The 18,666-nt window shown below is 70.0% G+C and carries 20 protein-coding genes; 7 read left to right on the top strand and 13 right to left on the bottom strand.

Annotated elements, in window-relative coordinates:
• Window positions 1-2: 2 nt before the first annotated feature.
• Complete coding sequence (locus tag KV102_RS14540; protein ID WP_220340948.1) at window positions 3-680, bottom strand: helix-turn-helix domain-containing protein; 678 nt, start codon at window positions 678-680, stop codon at window positions 3-5.
• Window positions 681-773: 93 nt separating this feature from the next.
• Here KV102_RS14540 and KV102_RS14545 point away from each other — a divergent pair, with 93 nt between their 5' ends.
• Window positions 774-1,613, top strand: coding sequence for a class I SAM-dependent methyltransferase (locus tag KV102_RS14545; RefSeq protein WP_220346710.1), 840 nt, complete (start codon window positions 774-776; stop codon window positions 1,611-1,613).
• Between the two features lie 13 nt (window positions 1,614-1,626).
• Here KV102_RS14545 and KV102_RS14550 read toward each other — a convergent pair whose 3' ends face one another.
• The 9 genes from KV102_RS14550 to KV102_RS14590 form a co-directional block, all read right to left on the bottom strand.
• Complete coding sequence (locus KV102_RS14550; RefSeq protein WP_220340950.1) at window positions 1,627-2,754, bottom strand: endonuclease/exonuclease/phosphatase family protein; 1,128 nt, start codon at window positions 2,752-2,754, stop codon at window positions 1,627-1,629.
• A 63-nt stretch (window positions 2,755-2,817) separates the two neighbouring features.
• Window positions 2,818-4,167, bottom strand: a complete 1,350-nt coding sequence (gene gdhA / locus KV102_RS14555; protein WP_374197363.1) for an NADP-specific glutamate dehydrogenase — start codon at window positions 4,165-4,167, stop codon at window positions 2,818-2,820.
• A 58-nt stretch (window positions 4,168-4,225) separates the two neighbouring features.
• Window positions 4,226-5,203, bottom strand: coding sequence for an endonuclease/exonuclease/phosphatase family protein (locus KV102_RS14560; RefSeq protein WP_220346711.1), 978 nt, complete (start codon window positions 5,201-5,203; stop codon window positions 4,226-4,228).
• A 36-nt stretch (window positions 5,204-5,239) separates the two neighbouring features.
• Window positions 5,240-5,830 carry a hypothetical protein gene (locus tag KV102_RS14565; protein ID WP_255559282.1) on the bottom strand — a complete coding sequence of 197 codons (591 nt, stop codon included), beginning with the start codon at window positions 5,828-5,830 and terminating at the stop codon, window positions 5,240-5,242.
• Window positions 5,831-5,843: 13 nt separating this feature from the next.
• A complete protein-coding gene (locus tag KV102_RS14570) occupies window positions 5,844-6,992 on the bottom strand; it encodes a zinc-dependent alcohol dehydrogenase (RefSeq protein ID WP_220340952.1) in 1,149 nt (382 codons plus the stop codon).
• 21 nt (window positions 6,993-7,013) lie between these two features.
• Window positions 7,014-7,541: an SdpI family protein gene (locus KV102_RS19760; RefSeq protein WP_374197365.1), complete on the bottom strand. Its 528-nt coding sequence runs from the start codon at window positions 7,539-7,541 to the stop codon at window positions 7,014-7,016.
• Window positions 7,542-7,642: 101 nt separating this feature from the next.
• Window positions 7,643-8,131: a GNAT family N-acetyltransferase gene (locus KV102_RS14580; protein WP_220340954.1), complete on the bottom strand. Its 489-nt coding sequence runs from the start codon at window positions 8,129-8,131 to the stop codon at window positions 7,643-7,645.
• 30 nt (window positions 8,132-8,161) lie between these two features.
• Complete coding sequence (gene mug, locus KV102_RS14585; RefSeq protein ID WP_220340955.1) at window positions 8,162-8,752, bottom strand: G/U mismatch-specific DNA glycosylase; 591 nt, start codon at window positions 8,750-8,752, stop codon at window positions 8,162-8,164.
• A gap of 45 nt (window positions 8,753-8,797) precedes the next feature.
• A complete protein-coding gene (locus tag KV102_RS14590; RefSeq protein WP_220346712.1) occupies window positions 8,798-10,012 on the bottom strand; it encodes an oxygenase MpaB family protein in 1,215 nt (404 codons plus the stop codon).
• 62 nt (window positions 10,013-10,074) lie between these two features.
• Here KV102_RS14590 and KV102_RS14595 point away from each other — a divergent pair, with 62 nt between their 5' ends.
• Together KV102_RS14595 and KV102_RS14600 are read left to right on the top strand one after the other, a co-directional pair.
• Entirely contained in the window at window positions 10,075-10,737 is a 663-nt protein-coding gene (locus tag KV102_RS14595; protein ID WP_220340957.1) for a TetR/AcrR family transcriptional regulator, read from the top strand.
• A gap of 53 nt (window positions 10,738-10,790) precedes the next feature.
• Window positions 10,791-11,270, top strand: coding sequence for a hypothetical protein (locus KV102_RS14600; RefSeq protein WP_220346713.1), 480 nt, complete (start codon window positions 10,791-10,793; stop codon window positions 11,268-11,270).
• 27 nt (window positions 11,271-11,297) lie between these two features.
• Here KV102_RS14600 and KV102_RS14605 read toward each other — a convergent pair whose 3' ends face one another.
• Window positions 11,298-13,118: a glycoside hydrolase family 15 protein gene (locus KV102_RS14605; protein WP_220346714.1), complete on the bottom strand. Its 1,821-nt coding sequence runs from the start codon at window positions 13,116-13,118 to the stop codon at window positions 11,298-11,300.
• 88 nt (window positions 13,119-13,206) lie between these two features.
• Here KV102_RS14605 and KV102_RS14610 point away from each other — a divergent pair, with 88 nt between their 5' ends.
• Genes KV102_RS14610 through KV102_RS14620 form a run of 3 tightly spaced genes read left to right on the top strand, consistent with a single transcriptional unit; the run spans window position 13,207 to window position 15,560 of the window.
• Window positions 13,207-14,034 (top strand): FAD-dependent monooxygenase, encoded by an 828-nt coding sequence (locus tag KV102_RS14610; protein ID WP_220346715.1) that lies wholly within the window; start codon window positions 13,207-13,209, stop codon window positions 14,032-14,034.
• 4 nt (window positions 14,035-14,038) lie between these two features.
• Window positions 14,039-14,518 (top strand): GNAT family N-acetyltransferase, encoded by a 480-nt coding sequence (locus KV102_RS14615; RefSeq protein ID WP_308290343.1) that lies wholly within the window; start codon window positions 14,039-14,041, stop codon window positions 14,516-14,518.
• A gap of 58 nt (window positions 14,519-14,576) precedes the next feature.
• Window positions 14,577-15,560 (top strand): hypothetical protein, encoded by a 984-nt coding sequence (locus tag KV102_RS14620; RefSeq protein ID WP_220346716.1) that lies wholly within the window; start codon window positions 14,577-14,579, stop codon window positions 15,558-15,560.
• Window position 15,561: 1 nt separating this feature from the next.
• Here KV102_RS14620 and KV102_RS14625 read toward each other — a convergent pair whose 3' ends face one another.
• A complete protein-coding gene (locus tag KV102_RS14625) occupies window positions 15,562-17,349 on the bottom strand; it encodes a thiamine pyrophosphate-requiring protein (protein WP_220346717.1) in 1,788 nt (595 codons plus the stop codon).
• A 143-nt stretch (window positions 17,350-17,492) separates the two neighbouring features.
• Here KV102_RS14625 and KV102_RS14630 point away from each other — a divergent pair, with 143 nt between their 5' ends.
• Window positions 17,493-18,053, top strand: coding sequence for a hemerythrin domain-containing protein (locus tag KV102_RS14630; protein WP_220340962.1), 561 nt, complete (start codon window positions 17,493-17,495; stop codon window positions 18,051-18,053).
• Window positions 18,054-18,080: 27 nt separating this feature from the next.
• Here KV102_RS14630 and KV102_RS14635 read toward each other — a convergent pair whose 3' ends face one another.
• A complete protein-coding gene (locus tag KV102_RS14635; protein WP_255559280.1) occupies window positions 18,081-18,572 on the bottom strand; it encodes a DUF4383 domain-containing protein in 492 nt (163 codons plus the stop codon).
• Window positions 18,573-18,666: the final 94 nt, after the last annotated feature.

Here is an 18,666-nt window from a genome sequence, read left to right on the forward strand (position 1 = left end):
CCTCAGCCTGGGCGTACGACGCGGGCCAGCCCCGTCGGCGCGAACCAGGTGGGCACGGCGCGGCGCGCTGCGGAGGGTCCGTCCACAGTGACGGTGCCCGCCCGCAGCGCGCCGGCCCACGTCGTGTCGCCTCTCCAGACCTGGGTGAGGGCGCGGAGCCCTGCGGTCACCGTGACCGAGACGGGGCGCTCCGGGTCGATGTCGCACACGTCGGCGTCGTCGCGCTCGATCACGATCCACCACTGCCGCGCCGCCCCGGTGACGTCGTCGAAGACGAAGCTGACGACCTCGGGCGGGTCGTCCACCGCGGAGTGGTCGATGTTGCGGTGCATGTCCCACATCAGGAGCTTGGGGTCGAGGTCCTCGTCGCCGAGCGTTCCCATCCACCGCACGCCCCAGGTGCCGACGGACTCGACGACCGTCCGCAGCTCCCTGCCGGCCGGAGTCAGGACGTAACGCACCTCGGCACCGTGGACCTCCTTGTCGACGATCCCGGCGCGCACGAGCTGCTGGAGGCGCTTGGACAGCAGGGTCGGCGACATCCGTGGTAGCCCTCGTCGCAGGTCGTTGAAGTGCTGGCTGCCCGTCACCAGCTCCCGGACCAGCAGCATCGTCCATCGCTCGTCGAGCAGCTCCATGGCTTTCGCGACCGGGCAGAACTGGCGGTACGGCGCCCCCATCCGTGCAGCGTACGCCCGGTACAGATCTCGTACTAGGCCCGTTGTCTCTGCATCTCTAGCGTCGAGAGCACGCACAACGAAGGGACACTCATCATGACGAGCGAGACGACAGCAGCACCGGTCACGGTGGACGACGGCGTGATCAAGGCCAAGCACCGGGCGATGTGGGCGATGGGGGACTACCCAGCCGTGGCCACGGAGGTGGTGGCCGACCTGGGACCGATCCTCGTGGACGCCTGCCGAGTCGGAAGCGGGACGACCGTCCTCGACGTAGGCGCCGGCTCCGGCAACGCCGCGATCCCCGCTGCGCGAACCGGAGCGACGGTGACGGCGAGCGATCTCACGCCCGAGCTCCTCGACGTCGGCCGCGCGGCGGCCGCGGACGAAGGGCTCACACTCGGGTGGCGTGAGGACGACGTCGAGCACCTGGGGCTCGAGGACGCCTCGTACGACGTGGTCATGTCCTGCATCGGAGCGATGTTCGCGCCGCACCACCAGGAGACCGCCGACGAGATCGCGCGCGTCTGCGCGCGCGGCGGCACGATCGGGCTGCTGAGCTGGACGCCCCAGGGCTTCATCGGGCAGATGTTCGCCACGATGAAGCCGTACGCGCCGCCGCCACCGCCCGGCGCGCAACCACCGCCGTTGTGGGGGGACGTCGAGCACGTCCGGGCACTCTTCGGCGACCGAGTCACCGACGTCGAGGCCACGACGCAGACGCTCGCGGTGGACCGCTTCGTCGACGGGGAGGACTTCCGGGACTTCTTCAAGGCGACGTACGGTCCGATGATCGCGGTCTACGCGGCGATCGCTGACGATCCTGACAAGGTGGCCGCGCTCGACGGCGCACTGGCAGACCTGGCGGACCGGTTCGGTGTCCGGGACGGCGCCATGCAGTGGGAGTACCTGCTCGTCACCGCTCGCCGGGCCTGACGGCGCGGGACGCTCAGACCCCGGTCAGGTCGGCGTACAGGAGGGCGTGGTCGGACGCCTCCTCCACCTTCGACGTCAGAGTGGGAAGGATCTCCCAGGGGTCCTTGGTCCGAGGGCCCCGCCAGACGCCCTTGCGGAAGACCCCACCCCCCTGCGCGTGGGAGAACAACGCCGGCGAGAGCAGGATGTAGTCGATCTTGGCGGTCTCGTTGCCCGACCCGTACGTCCCCTTGCGGTGGTTCCAGTCGAAGTCCGGGTGCGCACTGATGTCGACGAGGGTGCCGTCCTCGAGCAGCGGAGCCAGTGCGTCACTGGTCGGGTCGTCGTTGAGGTCCCCGGTCACCGCGAACATCTCGACGCCCTCGTCACGCAGCGCCGCCACGATGCGTGCGACCCGCTCTGCCTGACGGCGACGGCGTCTGCCGCCGAGCGGGTCACCTGGCGAGCTGTAGCCCTTGGACTTGAAGTGGTTCGCGAGCACCACGACGCGGTTCCCGAGAGGGGTGTCGAGGTGGTATTCGCAGCAGTCCCGCGAGAAGACGGTCCCAGAACCGTCGGTGTCGAAGATGTGGGTGCGCATCTGCACCAGCCGGTAGTCGGCGCGCGCCATCAGCCCGACGTCGATCCCGCGCTCGTCGTTGCCCTCGACCACCATCACCTGCTCGTACGGGGTGCCGCCGACCGCCGGCAGCAGCGACTCCGAGAAGAGCTGGAGCCCGGGACGGTCGTCCGCCTCGACGACGGTGACGACGTCGGCGCCGACCTCGTCGAGGACCCGCGCGATGTTCTCGGTCGCCGTGACGTTGACCGCGACGGTCTTGAGCTCCAGCCATCCGACCCAGTCGGGACGCCCGGCAGCCGCGAGGACGACCGGTCCGCTGCGCGGGCGCTTCAGGAGATGACGGCCGCGCATCGTGCGCATCCGCACGTACGGTGCGTCGTCGGAGCGCAGCAGGCCGAGCGTGTCGAGGAGCCCGAGGATGTCGGCCTCGCGGCCGGCGTAGCTGGGCCGGTCGAGGAGTGCGGAGAGTCGTGCGTGAGCCGCGAGCACCTTCTTGCGCGTGGCCGCGTCACCCTGCTCCTCCGCCATGGCCTTCGGCCGGGCGAACAGGTTCTCGACGTTGAACGATGCGATCCTCATGGCGTCCCCCTCTCGCCAGTGTGCGCCGACGCCGGTTCACCTCGTGGGGGATTGAGCCACTGCTCAGATGACGCCGAGTGCGAGCATCGCGTCGGCGACGCGGACGAAACCCGCGATGTTGGCCCCGGCGACGTAGTTGCCGGGGCTGCCGAACTCGTCGGCGGTCTCGGCGCACCGGTCGTGGATGCTGCGCATGATCTCGGCCAGGCGCTCTTCGGTGTGCTCGAAGGTCCAGGAGTCGCGCGAGGCGTTCTGCTGCATCTCCAGTGCACTGGTCGCGACGCCGCCCGCGTTGGCCGCCTTGCCCGGGGCGAAGCGGACGCCCGCCTCGTCGAAGACGGCGATGGCCTCGGGGGTTGCCGGCATGTTGGCGCCCTCCGCGACGATGGTCACGCCGTTCTTGACGAGGGTGACCGCGTCGGCGCCGTTGAGCTCGTTCTGGGTCGCCGACGGCAGCGCGATGTCGCACGGCACGTCCCAGATGGACCCGGCCTGCCCGAGCCGGACGTCTCCGCCACGCAGCTCGGCGTAGTCGGCGATGCGCCCGCGGCGCACCTCCTTGACCTCCTTGAGGATGTCCACGTCGATGCCGTCCTCGTCGACGGCGTAGCCGCTGGAGTCCGAGCACGCGACGACGGTGCCGCCGAGCTCGTGCACCTTCTCGATCGCGTACGTCGCGACGTTGCCGGAGCCGGAGACGACGACGCGCTTGCCGTCGAACGACTCGCCCGCGGCCTGGAGCATCTCGGAGACGAAGAAGACGGTGCCGTAGCCGGTCGCCTCCTTGCGGACCTGCGAACCGCCCCAGGTGAGGCCTTTGCCGGTCAGGACCCCGGACTCGTACCGCGTGGTGATCCGCTTGTACTGACCGAAGAGGTAGCCGATCTCACGGCCGCCTACGCCGATGTCGCCGGCGGGGACGTCGGTGTACTCGCCGATGTCGCGGATCAGCTCGGTCATGAACGACTGGCAGAACCGCATGACCTCGGCGTCGGAGTGGCCCTTGGGGTCGAAGTCGGAGCCGCCCTTCGCGCCGCCGATGGGCAGACCGGTCAAGGAGTTCTTGAAGATCTGCTCGAAGCCGAGGAACTTCACGATGCCCAGGTAGACGCTCGGATGGAAGCGCAAGCCACCCTTGAACGGGCCGAGCGCGGAGTTGAACTGCACCCGGAACCCGCGGTTGATCTGGACGCGACCGGCGTCGTCGACCCACGGCACGCGGAAGATGATCTGACGCTCGGGCTCGCAGATCCGACGGATGACCGCGGCGTCGACGTACTCCGGCCGCTTCGACACCACCGGACCGAGGCTCACCAGAACCTCACGGACGGCCTGATGGAACTCGGCCTCTCCCGGGTTGCGACGAAGGACCTCGTCGTACACGTCCTGCAGCTTCTCGTCGATGCTCGACACCTGGTGCACCCTTCTGTTGACGGCCCCTCTCGAGGCTATCCGGGGCCCGATCCCCCTCTCAGTAGGGGATGCGCAGCGTCGCACGGACCGGGTTGTGGTCCGAGGCGAAGGGCGTCCGGTACAGCTTCCCCTTCAGGCGCACGATGACCCGGAACTGGCGTACTCCGATCCCCGGTGAGACATAGACGTGGTCGACGTGGTGGTGCGTGCGCCACGGCCGCCGCCGCAGCTGGTTGGCGCTGTTGTAGCTGCCGAACTTGCGGGTCCGCGCCACGGCGAACGCGTCGCGAGCACCGGCCGCCTGGCGCATCGCGCGGCGAGGCGCGTCGAAGGTGTACTTGCGGGACGCGGACGAGTTGTAGTCGCCGGCCCACACGATCGGCCAGGACGCGCCGTGCGCTCGGCGCACCGCGAGAGTGTCGGCGATGAGGTTGCGGGTCTGGCGGTAGCGCTTGCGGTCCTTCGCGACGCCGGGGCCGTTGACGAGATGAGCCGAGGCGACAAGGAACCGCGCACCCGTGGCCTTCTCCGTGAGCAGCTGGTAGCACCCGTAGTCGGCGCTCACCGAGTAGGAGCGGTCCAGCCGGATGCGACCCGAGATCGCGCGCGACCCCGAGAAGCGCGTGCGGTCGTAGAGGATGCGCGAGCGGGCGTCACGAACGGCGGTGCCCTTGATCTTGGCGCACCGGGCGGTGGAGGCGAAGCGGTGCTTCACCTTCCGGTAGAGCGACGGGAAGTTCGTGTTGCCGTTGGCCTCCTGGAGGCCGACGACGTCGAAGCCGCTGCGCAGGACCTGGGACGCGACCCGGTTGCGCCGCTTCGCCGTCCACGGGAGCGGCTTGGCGTCCTTGTGGATGTTGTACGAGCCGACGCGGACCGTCGTGGCGCCGGCGGCCCGGGCCTGCGAAGCCGGCTGGACGGTGGAGGACGAAGCCGAGGGGGGCGCCGAGGGGGCGAGGGCGGTCGGCGTCGCGAGTGCCACAGCGACGGCTGTGGCAGTCGCGACGCCCATCGAGAACCGGAACAAGAAGGTCATACCGCCATGCGATACCCGGAGTGAGTCAGGTGCAACTCAGCCCAGGACGCGCTTCGCGGCTCGGTAGGCGAGCCAGCCTCCCAGCACCCAGGGGCCGGCGACGATGACCGGGTCGAGCGCCTGGTGGACGACGTCGGTGCGGTTGCGTCCGAACCGGGACTTCGCACCGTGCCGCTTCAGCTCGCTGCTGATGCCGGTCTGGGTGATGGGGTTGTCGGGGCGGAGGGTGACGAACGATCGCAGCATCGCCTCCTTCACGTCGATCCGGTCGGCCGCCATCAGCAGGAGCCAGTGCGCCGCCCGCCCCTCGCTGTAGCGGGCGTAGGCCAGGCGCCGCACCTTGCCGGAGAGTCCACGCGGCGGGCAGGAGGTCCCGAAGACCGGCGTGAGGAACGCGTGCTCGATCGAGCGCTCCCGCGGATAGGTCTCGGGCTGCCGGTCCGGGAACGACCAGTGGGCGCCGGAGTGGTCCGGCTGAGGCACTTCGCGGGGGAAGGACGGGCGGTCCGCCGGGTCGAGGTCCGCACCCCATCCCGGGATGGTCGCGCGGATCTCGTCGAGAGGCCGGGGGAGTGGCGGCTTCGCCTCGGTGTACGTCGGGATGTCGGACGGGGTGGTGGCAGTCATGGTGGTGCCCTCCTCAGGCGGCATCAGGAATGATGAGCGGCTTGATGCAGCCGTCGAGCTTGGCCGAGAACATGTGGTAGGCCTCGTTGATGTGCTCGAGCGGGAGGCGGTGGGTGACGATCTCGCTCGGCTTGAGGTGGCCGTTGCGGATGTGCTCGAGCAGGCGAGGCCACTGGCGCTTCACGTGAGCCTGGTTCATGCGGAGCGTCAGACCCTTGTTCATGGCGTCACCGAACTTGACGGCGCTGAAGATCGGGCCGTACGCCCCCATCACCGACACCGTGCCACCCTTGCGCACGCCGTCGATCGCCCAGTTCAGCGCGACCGGCGACCCGCCCTGCAGCTTGAGCTTCGCCGCCGTGACGTGCTGCAGCAGGTTGCCGTCGGCCTCGGCACCGACCGCGTCGATCGCGACGTCCGCTCCGAGGTGGTCGGTGATCTTCTTGAGGTGGACGATGATGTCGTCGTACTCGACGAAGTTGTACGTCTCCGCGAACGCGAACGTCCGCGCCTTCTCGAGCCGGTTCTCCAGGTGGTCGATCACGATCACCCGGCCGGCGCCCATCAGCCAGGCCGATCTCGCGGCGATGAGCCCGATCGGGCCGGCGCCGAACACGACCACGACGTCGCCCTCGTGGATGTCTCCGAGCTGGGCTCCGAAGTAGCCGGTCGCCGCGGCGTCGGTGAGCAGGACCGCGTCCTCGTCGGCCAGCCACTCGGGGATCCGGGAGGGGCCGACGTCGGCGAACGGCACCCTGACGTACTCGGCCTGACCACCGTCGTACCCGCCGGTCGTGTGCGAGTAGCCGTAGATGCCCCCGACCGCGGTCGCGTTCGGGTTGACGTTGTGGCAGTTGGCGAACAGGCCGCGCGCGCAGAAGAAGCAGGTGCCGCAGAAGATGTTGAACGGCACCATCACCCGGTCACCGACCTGGAGGTTCTCCACCGAGGGGCCGATCTCGTCGACGATGCCGATGAACTCGTGGCCAAAGGTGTGGCCGACCCGCGTGTCGGGCATCATCCCGTGGTACAGGTGCAGGTCGGAGCCGCAGATCGCGGCCATCGTCACCTTGACGATCGCGTCGTTCGGATGCTCGATCTTGGGGCGGTCCTTCTCTTCGACGCGGATCCTGTACGGCCCGCGATACACCATCGCTCGCATGAGGCTTCCTTTCGCTGGTCGTCAGTCACGGAGGTACCCGCCATGACCCGTCGTCACTCCTCCGTCTTCGTCGCTCGGCTCGGCCTGGGTGGGCGGTAGACGTAAGCCAGAGCGGGGAGGACGAGCAGGACGGCCAGCACGACCAGCAGGACGAGCGAGATCCCGGCTGCCCGCCCACCGATCAGCGCTCTCGCGGGTACGACGTTGGCGGCGTGCCGAACTCCGTGCCTCGCTCAGAGCACGAGGGGCCCGACCTTCTGGCAAGGATCTGACAGCCCGGTTGCCGACCGCCATGGCAAGGACCATGACCACGAGGAAGCCGACATAGCCGGCCACCATGACGACCACGGGAGCCACGCGACTGGCGTCCGCGGTGTTGGCCAAGATGACCCCCGTCACGCTCAGGACCGCCGTGACGATGGCCAGCAGGCACGCCACCAGCGTGAAGGGAAGTGCGGCACGATGAGCGGACTCCCACGCCTGTTGCGACGACTTCGTCAACTTGGTCCGGATGCCGACGGCTGAGTTGACCTCGATGCCACCAGGCAGCGCCTCGCACTAATCGGAGAAGCCCCTGACGGCTGCAACCGTGATGCTCGGGGCGCCGCTCCCAGCGCACGCCGGGCGCGACGAGCACCGATCCCGGGTGGTCAGGCGAAGTCGTAGCGATAGACCGAAACCGGGTTCCACGGCGTCTGGTCGGACCGCTCGAACCGGAACCCCAGCCGCTTGGCCAGGCGGATACTTGCTGCGTTACCGGGCTGAATGACGGCGGTTAGCGCTTGCGCAACCCCCTCCCGGCGACCCCACTCCAGCCAGGCTCGAGCAGCCTCATGAGCGAGGCCGCGGCCCTGGTAGCAGCGCGCCAGCACCCAACCGAGCTCGACCTCGCCCCATTCTTCCCACGGATGCAGGCCTACCCGGCCCATGACCGTGCCGGTGAAGCGATCGCACACGATGCTCTGCCCGTAACCCCGCTGATCCCAGACAGATGCGAATTTCTGCGCCTGGCGCTCCGCAGCAACCCGATCAAGTCCGTCACCACCGATGTGGCGGGCAACTTCTGGGTCTGAGTACAACTCGGCGAGCAGCGAACCATCTCCCGCATCGAGTGCCCGCAGCGCGAGCCGCTCCGTCATCATGATTCTCGGCTCAAACGACACGTCGGGTCATTCGCTTTCGTCCGGTCTGTCTCTCTCGACGGCCTCGCGGAGCCGCGCGAACTCCTCGGCCAACCGCGGCAACGTGTAGTGGGCATTGAGCCCGCTCGGGTTGGGCAGCACCCACACGCGGGACGGCCCGAGGCGGCGATCCTGCGGGCCGACCGTCGTCCGTGGATCGTCGAACGCAGCACGGTAGCCGGTGATGCCGAGGACGGCGACCCACGCCGGACGCCAGCGGTCTGCCTTCTCGGTGAGCGTCCGGCCACCCGCCACCAGCTCCTCGCGGGACAGCTCGGCAGCGCGTGCCGAGGCCCGTGCGACCAGGTTGGTGATGCCGAGGCGACGTGCGAGGAGCGCCTCGTGCTCCCACGGCTCGAGCCGACGGTCGGTGAACCCGGAGAGGTGGAGAGCCGGCCAGAAGCGGTTGCCGGGGCGAGCGAAGTGGAGCCCCGTCGCCCCGGAGTAGAGGCCCGGGTTCAACCCGACGAAGAGCACGCGGAGGTCCGGCCGGACCCAGTCCGGGATCGTCCGTCCGTCGGCGGCCGCGACCTCCGCCGGGTCAGGGCGAGGCGGCCGATCTCCTCGTGCAGCGTCCACCGTGCCGTTCTATCGCGTGCCCCTGCGTCGTCGCTCGGGCGGGCCTCAGCGCAGAGCGCCGAGCTCATGTTCGGCGTCTGCGCCGTAGTAGTCACGGAGGAGGCCGGCCGCGACACGATCTCCCCAGCGCTCGAGGCGACGGTGGCCGCGCTCGCCGCGGCCGAGCAGCCGGTACCGGACGGTGTTGGCGGCGATGGTCGTAGCCGTCGCCCACGGGGGACGGACGGGGAGACCGAGCTCGCGCATGCTGCGGACGCCGAGGAACGTGGTGAGCATCGACAGCGTGCGCTCGCGTCGGAAGGCGCCGTTCGGCAGGTCGCGGAGAGCCCCACTGATCGCCTGCGCGAGCTGCGGCCCGGCCTCGGAGATGTCGGCCTGCGCGCGTACGAGGTGGTAGTTCAGCCGGTGACGCTCGCGCTCGTCGTCGACGAGCCAGGCCTCGTCGACGCCCATGAGCCAACCGACGTACTTCCACAGGTGCATGACGGCGTGCGCCTCGTCCCGTGTCACCGGGACTCCGAGCGCTCTCACGCCGATCAGGAGGACACCGTCGAACAGGCCGAGCGTGGCCGCCTGATCGGTCATGTTGATCGGCAGGCCCCAGCGAGGGACGTCCCAGGTGGGCTCGAACGTGTGGTTGACCAGGGCGTGCATCGCACGGACGTGCACGGTGAGGCGCCAGCCCTCCCCGTAGGGAAGGAGGGCGCCAGGCTGAGCGAGGGCGACGGCCCACTTCTGAGTCTCCGCGAGCCGGCGCCGGGTCATCTCGCCGGTCAGTCCGCCCGTGGCGACCAGCAGGTCGGTCGGCCCTCCGAAGCGGTAGCCGCCGATGAGCGAGAGCTGAAGGAGGACGTCGGCGGCGTTGCGGCCGAAACGCCGCTGCAGCCGCCCGGCCCGCGCGATCAGCTCATGATCGACCCATTCCGGCGTCGCCTCGACGCACGAGAAGAAGTCCGTCATCGCCTCAGGAGCACCGGGCACGGCAGAAGGGTCGCGGAGACGGGCGTGGAAGTCGCTCATCGACACCCGTCGTGGATCACCCGCTCGCATCCGCATCGCTTCGGCCAGCCGCTGACCGACCTCGTCGCGCTCGAGGAATCCCGCGCCGATCCGGGTCATCAGCGCCTCGTCGACGGCCGCCACCCGTCCGAACAGTCGCAAGGGTCGCGCGATGCGGGCCCCGCGCTCCTCCGCCTCACGGAAGCGGCTGGGGAACGTGGGGGAGTCGGGACCCGCGGCGGTGCTCTCGAGCGTCGTCATGCTCCCATCGTGACGCGAGTTACAACTCGCATACCAGTCGCGTCAGCGCCTACGATGCGGGCATGGCTGCCTCCGGACCTCCGGCGTACGGATCCGCCGACGCGGTGCTCCAGGCGCGCAAGCAGCCGCGTCAGGCGCGATCTCGCGCCACCGTCGACAGGATCCTCGCCTCCGGTCGGGCGGTGCTCCTACGCGACGGGTACGACGCCTTCTCGACCAACCGTGTCGCCGACGCGGCGGGCATCAGCCCGGGCTCGCTCTACCAGTACTTCCCGAACAAGCACGCCATCGTCGCCGCCATCGTCGAGCGCTACGCCGACGAGGTCTCGGACCAGGTGGCCGCCGCGCTGGCGGACCGGCTCGGCGAGGTCGGTCCGTCGATGGTGCGTGCGTGCGCCGACGCTCTGCTGACCGCCCTCGAGGAGAACGCCGAGCTGCTGAGGCTGGTGTTCGAGGAGCTGCCGGCGAGGCAGAACGCCGCACGACGCACCACGCTCGAGCGACGCGTGCAGGATCTCGTCGGTGCGTACCTGGCCGCACGTGCGGGCCCGGCTCTCGACCGACGACCGACCGTCGTGGCATGGGTGCTCGTGCTGGCTCTGGAGAACCTCGCCGTCCGGTGGGTGCTCGACCGCCCGCCGATCCCTCGGGAGGCGCTCCTCGACGAGCTGGTGCGGCTCTGTCTCGGCTACCTCGGCGCCCCGCCGGCTCCGGATGCACGATGACGTGCCGTCGGCGAGGCTAGGGGTCCCGCACAGCACGACGCTCAGGAGGCTCCATGTCCATGTCTCGCGCCGTTGCCGCGGCGTCCGTCGTACTCGTCCTGCTCGCGACCGCCGCGTGCAGCGACGACGACGACGATCCTGACGACCAGGCCCAGCCCACGGCGACCGCGACGGATACGACGGAGCCGTCCCCGGGCGCGACCGCGACCGCGACCCTCGAGTCGGAGGACGAGGCCGGAGAGTTCGAGCTCGACACCACTGACGACTCCGTCGACGTCGATGGTCGGGCCTCGGAGTGCCAGAGCCCCGACGACGCGACGCTGAAGGTGACGTTCACCGACGAGGGCACCACGGTGACCGCCGACATCAGCGGCGGTACGGGCACGGTCACGGTCACCGGCGGCATCGAGTTCGAGGGCGACGTCGCGTCGGTCCAGGTCTCGGACAATGGCACGCTGAACGCGTTCGGACAGGGAAGTCTCTCGCGCCCCGGCGCCGAGAAGACCGCCTTCACCCTCGTCGGCAGGTGCTGAGCGACAGGGTGGGCCTCGGCCCTGCCGTCAGAGGTCGCCGAACGGACCCGCCGCGCCCGACGAAAGGTTGGCGGCAGAGACGACGAGACCGAGGTGGGAGAACGCCTGCGGGAAGTTGCCGAGCATCCGCTCCGCCTTGGGGTCGTACTCCTCCGACAGGAGACCGACGTCGTTGCGCAGGTCGAGCAGCCGCTCGAAGAGCGCCCGAGCCTCCTCGTGCCGACCGACCAGCGCGAGGGCGTCGACGAGCCAGAACGTCGTCATGAGGAACGCCCCCTCGCCCGGCGGCAGCCCGTCGACGGTGTCGGCGGCTCGGGTCGGGTAGCGAAGCAGCACTCCGTCGACGAGCAGGTCCGCCTGGATGGCGTCGATGGTCCCGAGGATCCGCGGGTCGTCGGGAGGGAGGAACCCGACACGCGGCAGCATCAGGAGGGATGCGTCCACGACGTCCGCGCCGTAGAACTGCACGAAGCTGTTCTTGTCGGCGTTCCATCCTTTGTTGCAGATGTCGGCGTGCACGGTGTCGCGGAGCTCGGTCCACCGCTCGAGCGGGACGGCGTCGCCGAGCATGAGGTGCTCGGCGATACGGACCGCCCGGTCGAACGCCACCCACACCATGACCTTGGAGTGGACGAACTGACGGCGTGGCCCTCTGATCTCCCAGATGCCGTCGTCGGGGTCCTCCCACACCCGCTCGAGGTGTTCCATCAGGGCAGGAAGGATCGCGTCCTGCCGGTGCCCCAGCACGGGGAGGTCCTCGGCATGGGTCACGAGGTTGGCCTGGACCGCCGTCCAGGTGGCGTCGAGAACCTCACCGTAGACGTCGAGCTGGACCTGCGAGCTCGCGGCGTTGCCGACCCGGACCGGACGTGACCCTTCGTAGCCCGGCAGCCAGTCGAGCTCGATCTCGGTGAGCCGGCGCTCTCCTGTGACGCCGTACATGATCTGGAAGTCACCCGGGCTGCCGGCGACAGCACGGCGCAGCCACCGGTACCACGCCTGTGCCTCCTCGGCGTACCCGCTGAGCACGAGGGCCTGCAGTGCGAAGGAGGCGTCGCGCAACCACGAGTAGCGGTAGTCCCAGTTGCGGACGCCGCCGACGAGCTCGGGCAGCGACGTGGTGGCGGCCGCCGCGATCGCGCCCGACGGTGAGTACGAGAGGGCCTTGAGGGTGAGGAGCGAACGCAGCACCTCGTCGCCCCACTCGCCGTCGTACGTGCAGCGTCCTGCCCAGTCGCGCCACCAGCTCTCGGCCCGAGCACGCGCGGCATGGGCGTCGAGGGGGAGCGGAGGCGAGGTCTGCGCGTCATAGCAGGCGAGAGAGAACCCGACCTGCTGATCCGCACGGCACGAGAAGGAAGCGACCGTCTTCATGCCCTCGCCCTTGACCGGCACTCCCGCGTGGAACCGCAGACCGTCGCTGCCCGCTACGAGCGTCTGCCCGCCGGGCACGTGGTTGACCCATGGGACGATCGACCCGTAGTCGAAGCGCACGACGAGCTCCATCTTCATCGGCACTGTTCCGTCACGTCCTTCGACGATGCGAAAGATCCGGGACTGCTCGTCGGGTGGGGCCATGAAGTCGACGACCGCAACCGTTCCGCTCGCGGTCTCGAACTCGGTCTCGAGGACGAGGGTGTCGTGGCGATACCAGCGCCGGACGGAGACGATCTCCTCGTCCGGGCAGAGCAACCACCGCCCGTTGCTCTCGTCACCGAGAAGAGCGGCGAAGCACGCCCCGGAGTCGATCCGCGGCACGCACCACCAGTCGATCGACCCGCCACGCTCCACCAGGGCGACCGTCTTCGTGTCGGCGATGATCGCGTAGTCCTCGATCCGTCCGGCCATCGGTCCACTCCGCTCCGTCGCGTGGAGTCGTCAGCCTAGCGACGAACAAGGTTGCGGCACGCCGACCTGACGGACCTAGTCTCGAGCCATGAGCGATCCCGAGCCGGGCTCTGACGTCGACGTGGCCGTCGTCGTCCGCGACCCGGCCTGGCTCACCGACGTCTCGATCTCGGAGCGCTGCGTCGACCGCCTGCGCCACGGTCGGGTCCTGCTCGCGGGCGATGCGGCGCACATCCAGAGCCCGGCGGGGGGCCAGGGCATGAACGCCGGGATCCAGGACGCGGTGAACCTCGGCTGGAAGCTGGCGCTCGTGTGCCGGGGGGAGGCAGGCGAGGCGCTCTTGGACTCCTACGCCGACGAGCGCCTCCCGGTCGCCCGCGGTGTGCTGCGAACGACAGGCCGCGCCTTCCGTCTTGCCACCTCCTCGAGGGCTCCGCTGCGCGCCTTGCGGCCACGTGTCGCGACGGCGGTGCTGCCACTGCTGACCAGGGTCCCGGCGATCCGTCGAGCGGCGTTCCGGGCGCTTGCCGAGCTCGACGTGGGTTATCGCAACGGTCCGCTGTCGATCGACGGCCCTGTGGTCGTGGACGGTCGGCCCCTCCGCCTCCAGCAGAGCCTGTCACCGACGGCGTTCACGCTCCTCCTGTGCGGGCCTGGGGACCATTGGTCCACGCCTGCGGTGCGGGCACTGGAGAGTCGCTGGCCAGGGATGGTCCGCGCTCGTCAGCTGAATGTCTCGGAGGGCCTGCGCCAAGGCATGGGTCTCGATCCGAGGCGGAGCACGCAGCTGCTCGTCCGCCCCGACGGCTACCTCGGTCACCGGGTCGACGCGGCGGACCTGAGCGCGGTCGACGACTACCTCCGGACGGTGCTCGGCGGGAGTTCACGCGACGGAAACATCGGCGTACGAGCATGAGCCGGTGACGACGCAGATCCATCGTGCGGACTTCGCCGACCTCGGCCTCTCCGCCTTCCTCCAGGCGCACCTCGACGACCTTGCACCGACCGCCCCTGCGTGCAGCCGGCACGCCCTCGACCTCGACGGTCTGAGGCGGCCGTCGGTGCGGATGTGGGTGGCGTGCGACGGAGACCAGATCGTCGGGACGGCAGCGCTCGCGGAGCTCGAGCCCGAGCACGAGGAGCTCAAGAGCATGCGGACCGACCCCCGCCACCGCGGCCGGGGAGTGGCCCGCGGTCTCCTCACGCACCTCCTCGCCGACGCGCGTGACCGGGGGGTCCGACGGATCTCGCTGGAGACGGGGAGCATGGAGTTCTTCGCGCCTGCCCGCGCGCTGTACGCCTCGTCCGGCTTCGTCGTGTGCGACCCCTTCGGCTCCTACCGCGAGGACCCGAACAGCACGTTCATGACGCGCGTGATCGCCGCGACGGCGGCCGTCTGACCCGGTTGTGATCCCGGCAAGCAGACGCTGCCGGGTCGGCTCGTGCCATGGTGGCGGAGTGAACGTCGACGAGGTGGCGCAGGCACTGTACGTGACGCTGCCCGCCGACTTCGTGGGCGCTCGCACGGCGTACGCGAAGGAGGCCCGGGCCGACGGCGACGCCTCGTCGGCTCGCCGCATCGGGCGGCTGCGCAAACCGACGAAGTCGGCGTGGGCGACCAACCTGCTCGTCCGTGCCGATCCCGGACGGCTCGACGCGCTGCAGGCCCTGGGCGCGGAGCTCAGGTCCGCGCAGGTCCGTCTGGCCGGCGCGGAGCTGCGGGCCCTCGCCTCGCGCCGGCGTGATCTGGTAGCCGACCTGGTGGCCGAGGCACGCCGTCTCGCGGACGAGGCGGGCGACCCACTCGGAGGTCCGGGGGCGGACGAGGTCGCACAGACCTTGAACGCCGCGCTCACCGACGCCGCCGCCGCGGCGGCGCTGGACACCGGCCTGCTGGTCGACGCGCTCGTGGCGACCGGGCTCGAGCCGGTGGAGCTCGACGGCAAGGTGGCGCTGCCGGAGTCGGTCGGAGAGGTCGCCGAGCGCCCTCGTCGCGCGCCGTCGCCGACGCAGCCCGCGCCGACCAGGAAGGCCAGGCCGAGGAAGGCGCCGCCGGAGAAGAAGAAGAAGCCGGCCCGGCGCGAGGAACCGGAGGAGAGGGTCGAGGACACGGCGGCGGAGAAGGCTGCAGCCAAGGCCGAGGAGAAGGCAGCCGCGAGGGCGGCGGAGGAGCGACGTCGAGCCGAACGCAGGAGGTCGGACGCCGAGGACCGCCTGGTGGCTGCTCGCCGGGCGATCGAGCAGGCCGAGCAACAGACGACATCGGCCCGCGGAGCGCTCGACGACCTCGAGCAGCGGCGTACGGCGCTGCAGGACGAGCTCGCTCGGCTGGACCACGACATCGCCGCCGCCCAGCGCGACGTGAGAGAGGCGCGTCAGGCCCGGACCGCGGCCGAACGCGCCGAGGCCAAGGCGCAGCGGGCGATCGACCGCCTCCCGTAGGTCACTCCTCGTCCGCCACCTGCTGCTCCAGGAGCTCCCGGGCGTGACGACCGGACTCGCCCTCCGCGTGGAGACCGCGCCGGAAGCTGTCCAGCTTCTCGCGACCACCAGGGAACGGAGGCAGCAGCGGCTGGTCGCGGTCGACCATCGCCTCGATGACGACGGGCCGGTCTGCGGCAAGAGCGCGCTCCCACGCGGCGTCGATCTCGTCGGGCGAGGTGAGGTGGATGCCCTCCAGCCCGAGGAGTTCCGCGTAGGCGGCGTACGGGAAGTCGGGGAGCGACTGGCTGGCCTCGTACCGAGGCTCGCCCTCGGTCTCGCGCTGCTCCCACGTGACCTCGGCCAGATCCCCGTTGTGCAGGACCAGCACGACGAACCGCGGATCATCCCACTCCGGCCAGGACCGAGCCACGGTGACGAGCTCGTTGATCCCGTTCATCTGCATCGCGCCGTCACCGACGAGAGCGACGACCGGTCGTCCTGGCTGGTCCAGCTTGGCGGCGAGGCCGTACGGGAGACCCGATCCCATGCTCGCGAGGGTGGAGGAGAGATGGGCCGGGACGCCGTGGGGCAACATCAGGTGGCGGGCGTACCAGTACGTCACCGACCCGACGTCGACGCTGACGAGGGCGTCGCCGGGAAGGTGCGCACTGAGGTGGTGGACGACCGCCTCGGGGTTGAGCGGGTCGGCCGGACGGGCCGCACGACGCTGCCGGATGTCGTGCCAGCGGGTGACCTGCTCGGCGACGCTGCTCCGCCACGGATCGTCGCCCGCACGGCCCTCGAGCATCGGGAGGAGACGCCGCAGCGTCTCGGCCGCGTCGCCCCGCACACCCACCTCGACGGGATAGCGGTGGCCGAGGTTCCGGCCGTCGATGTCGACCTGCACGGCTCGGGCGGCGCCGGGCGGGGGATAGAACTCGCTCCAGGGATCGTCCGAGCCGATGATCACCAGCGTGTCGCACTGCTCCATCAGCCATCCCGAGGCGGTGGTGCCCAGGTGTCCCATCACGCCACAGCTAAACGGGAGGGTCTCGTCCCACCACGGCTTGCCCAGGAGGCTGGTCGTCACTCCCGCTCCGAGGTGCTCGGCGAGGGCGCGGACCTCGTCACCGGCGTCGCGGGCACCTTGGCCGACGAGCAGCGCGACCCGTGCTCCGGCGTTGAGGACCTCCGCCGCGGCCGCGAGCTGCACATCCTCAGGGACGACGCGGGCGGGCGACCAGCGGGGTGCGCTCACGACAATTCCGTGCTCCTGCGGCGGCTCGGCAGGAAGCATGCCGGTCTGGACGTCGTGGGGGAGGATCACCACGCACGGCGACCGTCGCTCGAGTGCCGTGCGGAACGCCCGGTCCACGACGACCGGCACCTGCTCCGGCGACATGACGGTCTGGACGAAGTCGCGCGCGACCTCGGTGAAGAGCACCTGGAGGTCGATCTCCTGCTGGTACTCCGATCCGAGGACGGTCGTCTGCTGCTGCCCTACCAGCGCCACGACGGGCACGTGGTCGAGCTTGGCGTCGTACAGGCCGTTGAGCAGGTGAACGGCGCCAGGCCCCTGCGTGCTCGTGACCACGCCCACCCCGCCGGCATACTTCGCGTGGCCGACGGCCATCAGCGCGGCGTTCTCCTCGTGCCGCGCCTGGACGAACGCAGGGTCTCCCGCCGCCCGTCGCAGCGCACCCATGAACGGGTTGATGCCGTCCCCCGAGTAGCCGAACACGCGAGGCACCCGCCATGCGCGCAACCGCTCCACGAGGAAGTCGGCCACCAACGTCTCGTCGCTCATGGGGCATCTCCTCGGCTCGGCAGTCGATGGCGTTCCCGGGCCCGGTACCCAGGGCAGCGGGACAGAATCGCGCGACACGCGGCCCGCGCATGACCACGGGCACCGGGGGAACCGGAGGGTCCCACCGAGACGAGGAGGACGCCATGGCCGCCGAGGAGACCGAGCTGGACGTCGTCGACCTGCTGCTGGCGCAGCACGATCGGATCCGCGTGCTCTTCCGTGAGGTCGAGGTCTCGGGCGACGGCACGCGCAAGGAGCGGTTCGACGAGCTGCGGGCGTTCCTCGCCGTCCACGAGACCGCCGAGGAGATGATCGTCCACCCGCTCGCCAAGCGGCAGAGCGATGAGGGCGAGACCGTTGCTCGCGATCGCCTCGCGGAGGAGAGGGAGTCGAAGGAGTTGTTGGCACGGCTCGACGACATGGACGTGACAGACCCGGAGTTCCGGGTCAGGTTCGCGATGCTGCACGAGATGGTGCTGCACCACGCCGGCAACGAGGAACGCAAGGAGTTTCCGCTGCTGCGCCGGCACGTGGAGCCTGACGAGCTGCGCCGCATGGCGGGGGCGGTCCGGGCTGCCGAGAAAATCGCCCCCACCCGGCCGCACCCGGGAGTCGAGTCGCCGGCGGCGCACGTTGTCACGGGCCCGCTCGCGTCCCTCGTCGATCGGACGCGGGACGCGGTGCGTTCGGCCCTGCGTGACTGACCGCAGGGTCGAACGCTCCGCGACGAGTCACCGGCCGGTGGTGCGAGGGCTCGTTCCCCTGTGGCTGTCGAGCGCGCGTCGCCCGTAGAGCCCCAGAGCCACCATCCCGACGCCGAGGACGAGGTGGAGCCAGTTGTCGGCGTCATTGACGGGGATGAAGTTCGCGCTGTCGTCGTGGTCGATGACCAACCCGTAGATCCAGAGCAGAAGGTAGATGACGCCGCCGGCGATGAGGTACAGGACCGCGGTCCGCGCGGCACGCGCCGCCCAGAGCCCCACGAGGCCGAACAGCAGGTGAACGATGTTGTGCAGGATCGAGACCTCGAAGATGCCCAGGAGCTTGGCGTTGCTCTCGTGCCCGGCGAAGGTCATCGTGTCGTAGTTCGTCGTGATCCCCGGGATGAAGCCGAGAATGCCGATGAGTAGGAAGACAGCAGCGACGACCATCGTCAGCGTGCGGATGGTCTTGGCGTCGGAGTCGCCGTCATGGGCGCGGTTGCCTGCCGGTTGGTTCGTCATGATCTTCCTCTTCCGTTTGTCGTGCTCTCTGTACGCACCCACTACCCCCCCGTTCCGTCCTTGACACCTCACGGGGTGCGACCAGGAGCGCGGC

The sequence above is a fragment of the Mumia sp. zg.B53 genome (genome assembly GCF_019550935.1).
Taxonomy (GTDB): domain Bacteria; phylum Actinomycetota; class Actinomycetes; order Propionibacteriales; family Nocardioidaceae; genus Mumia.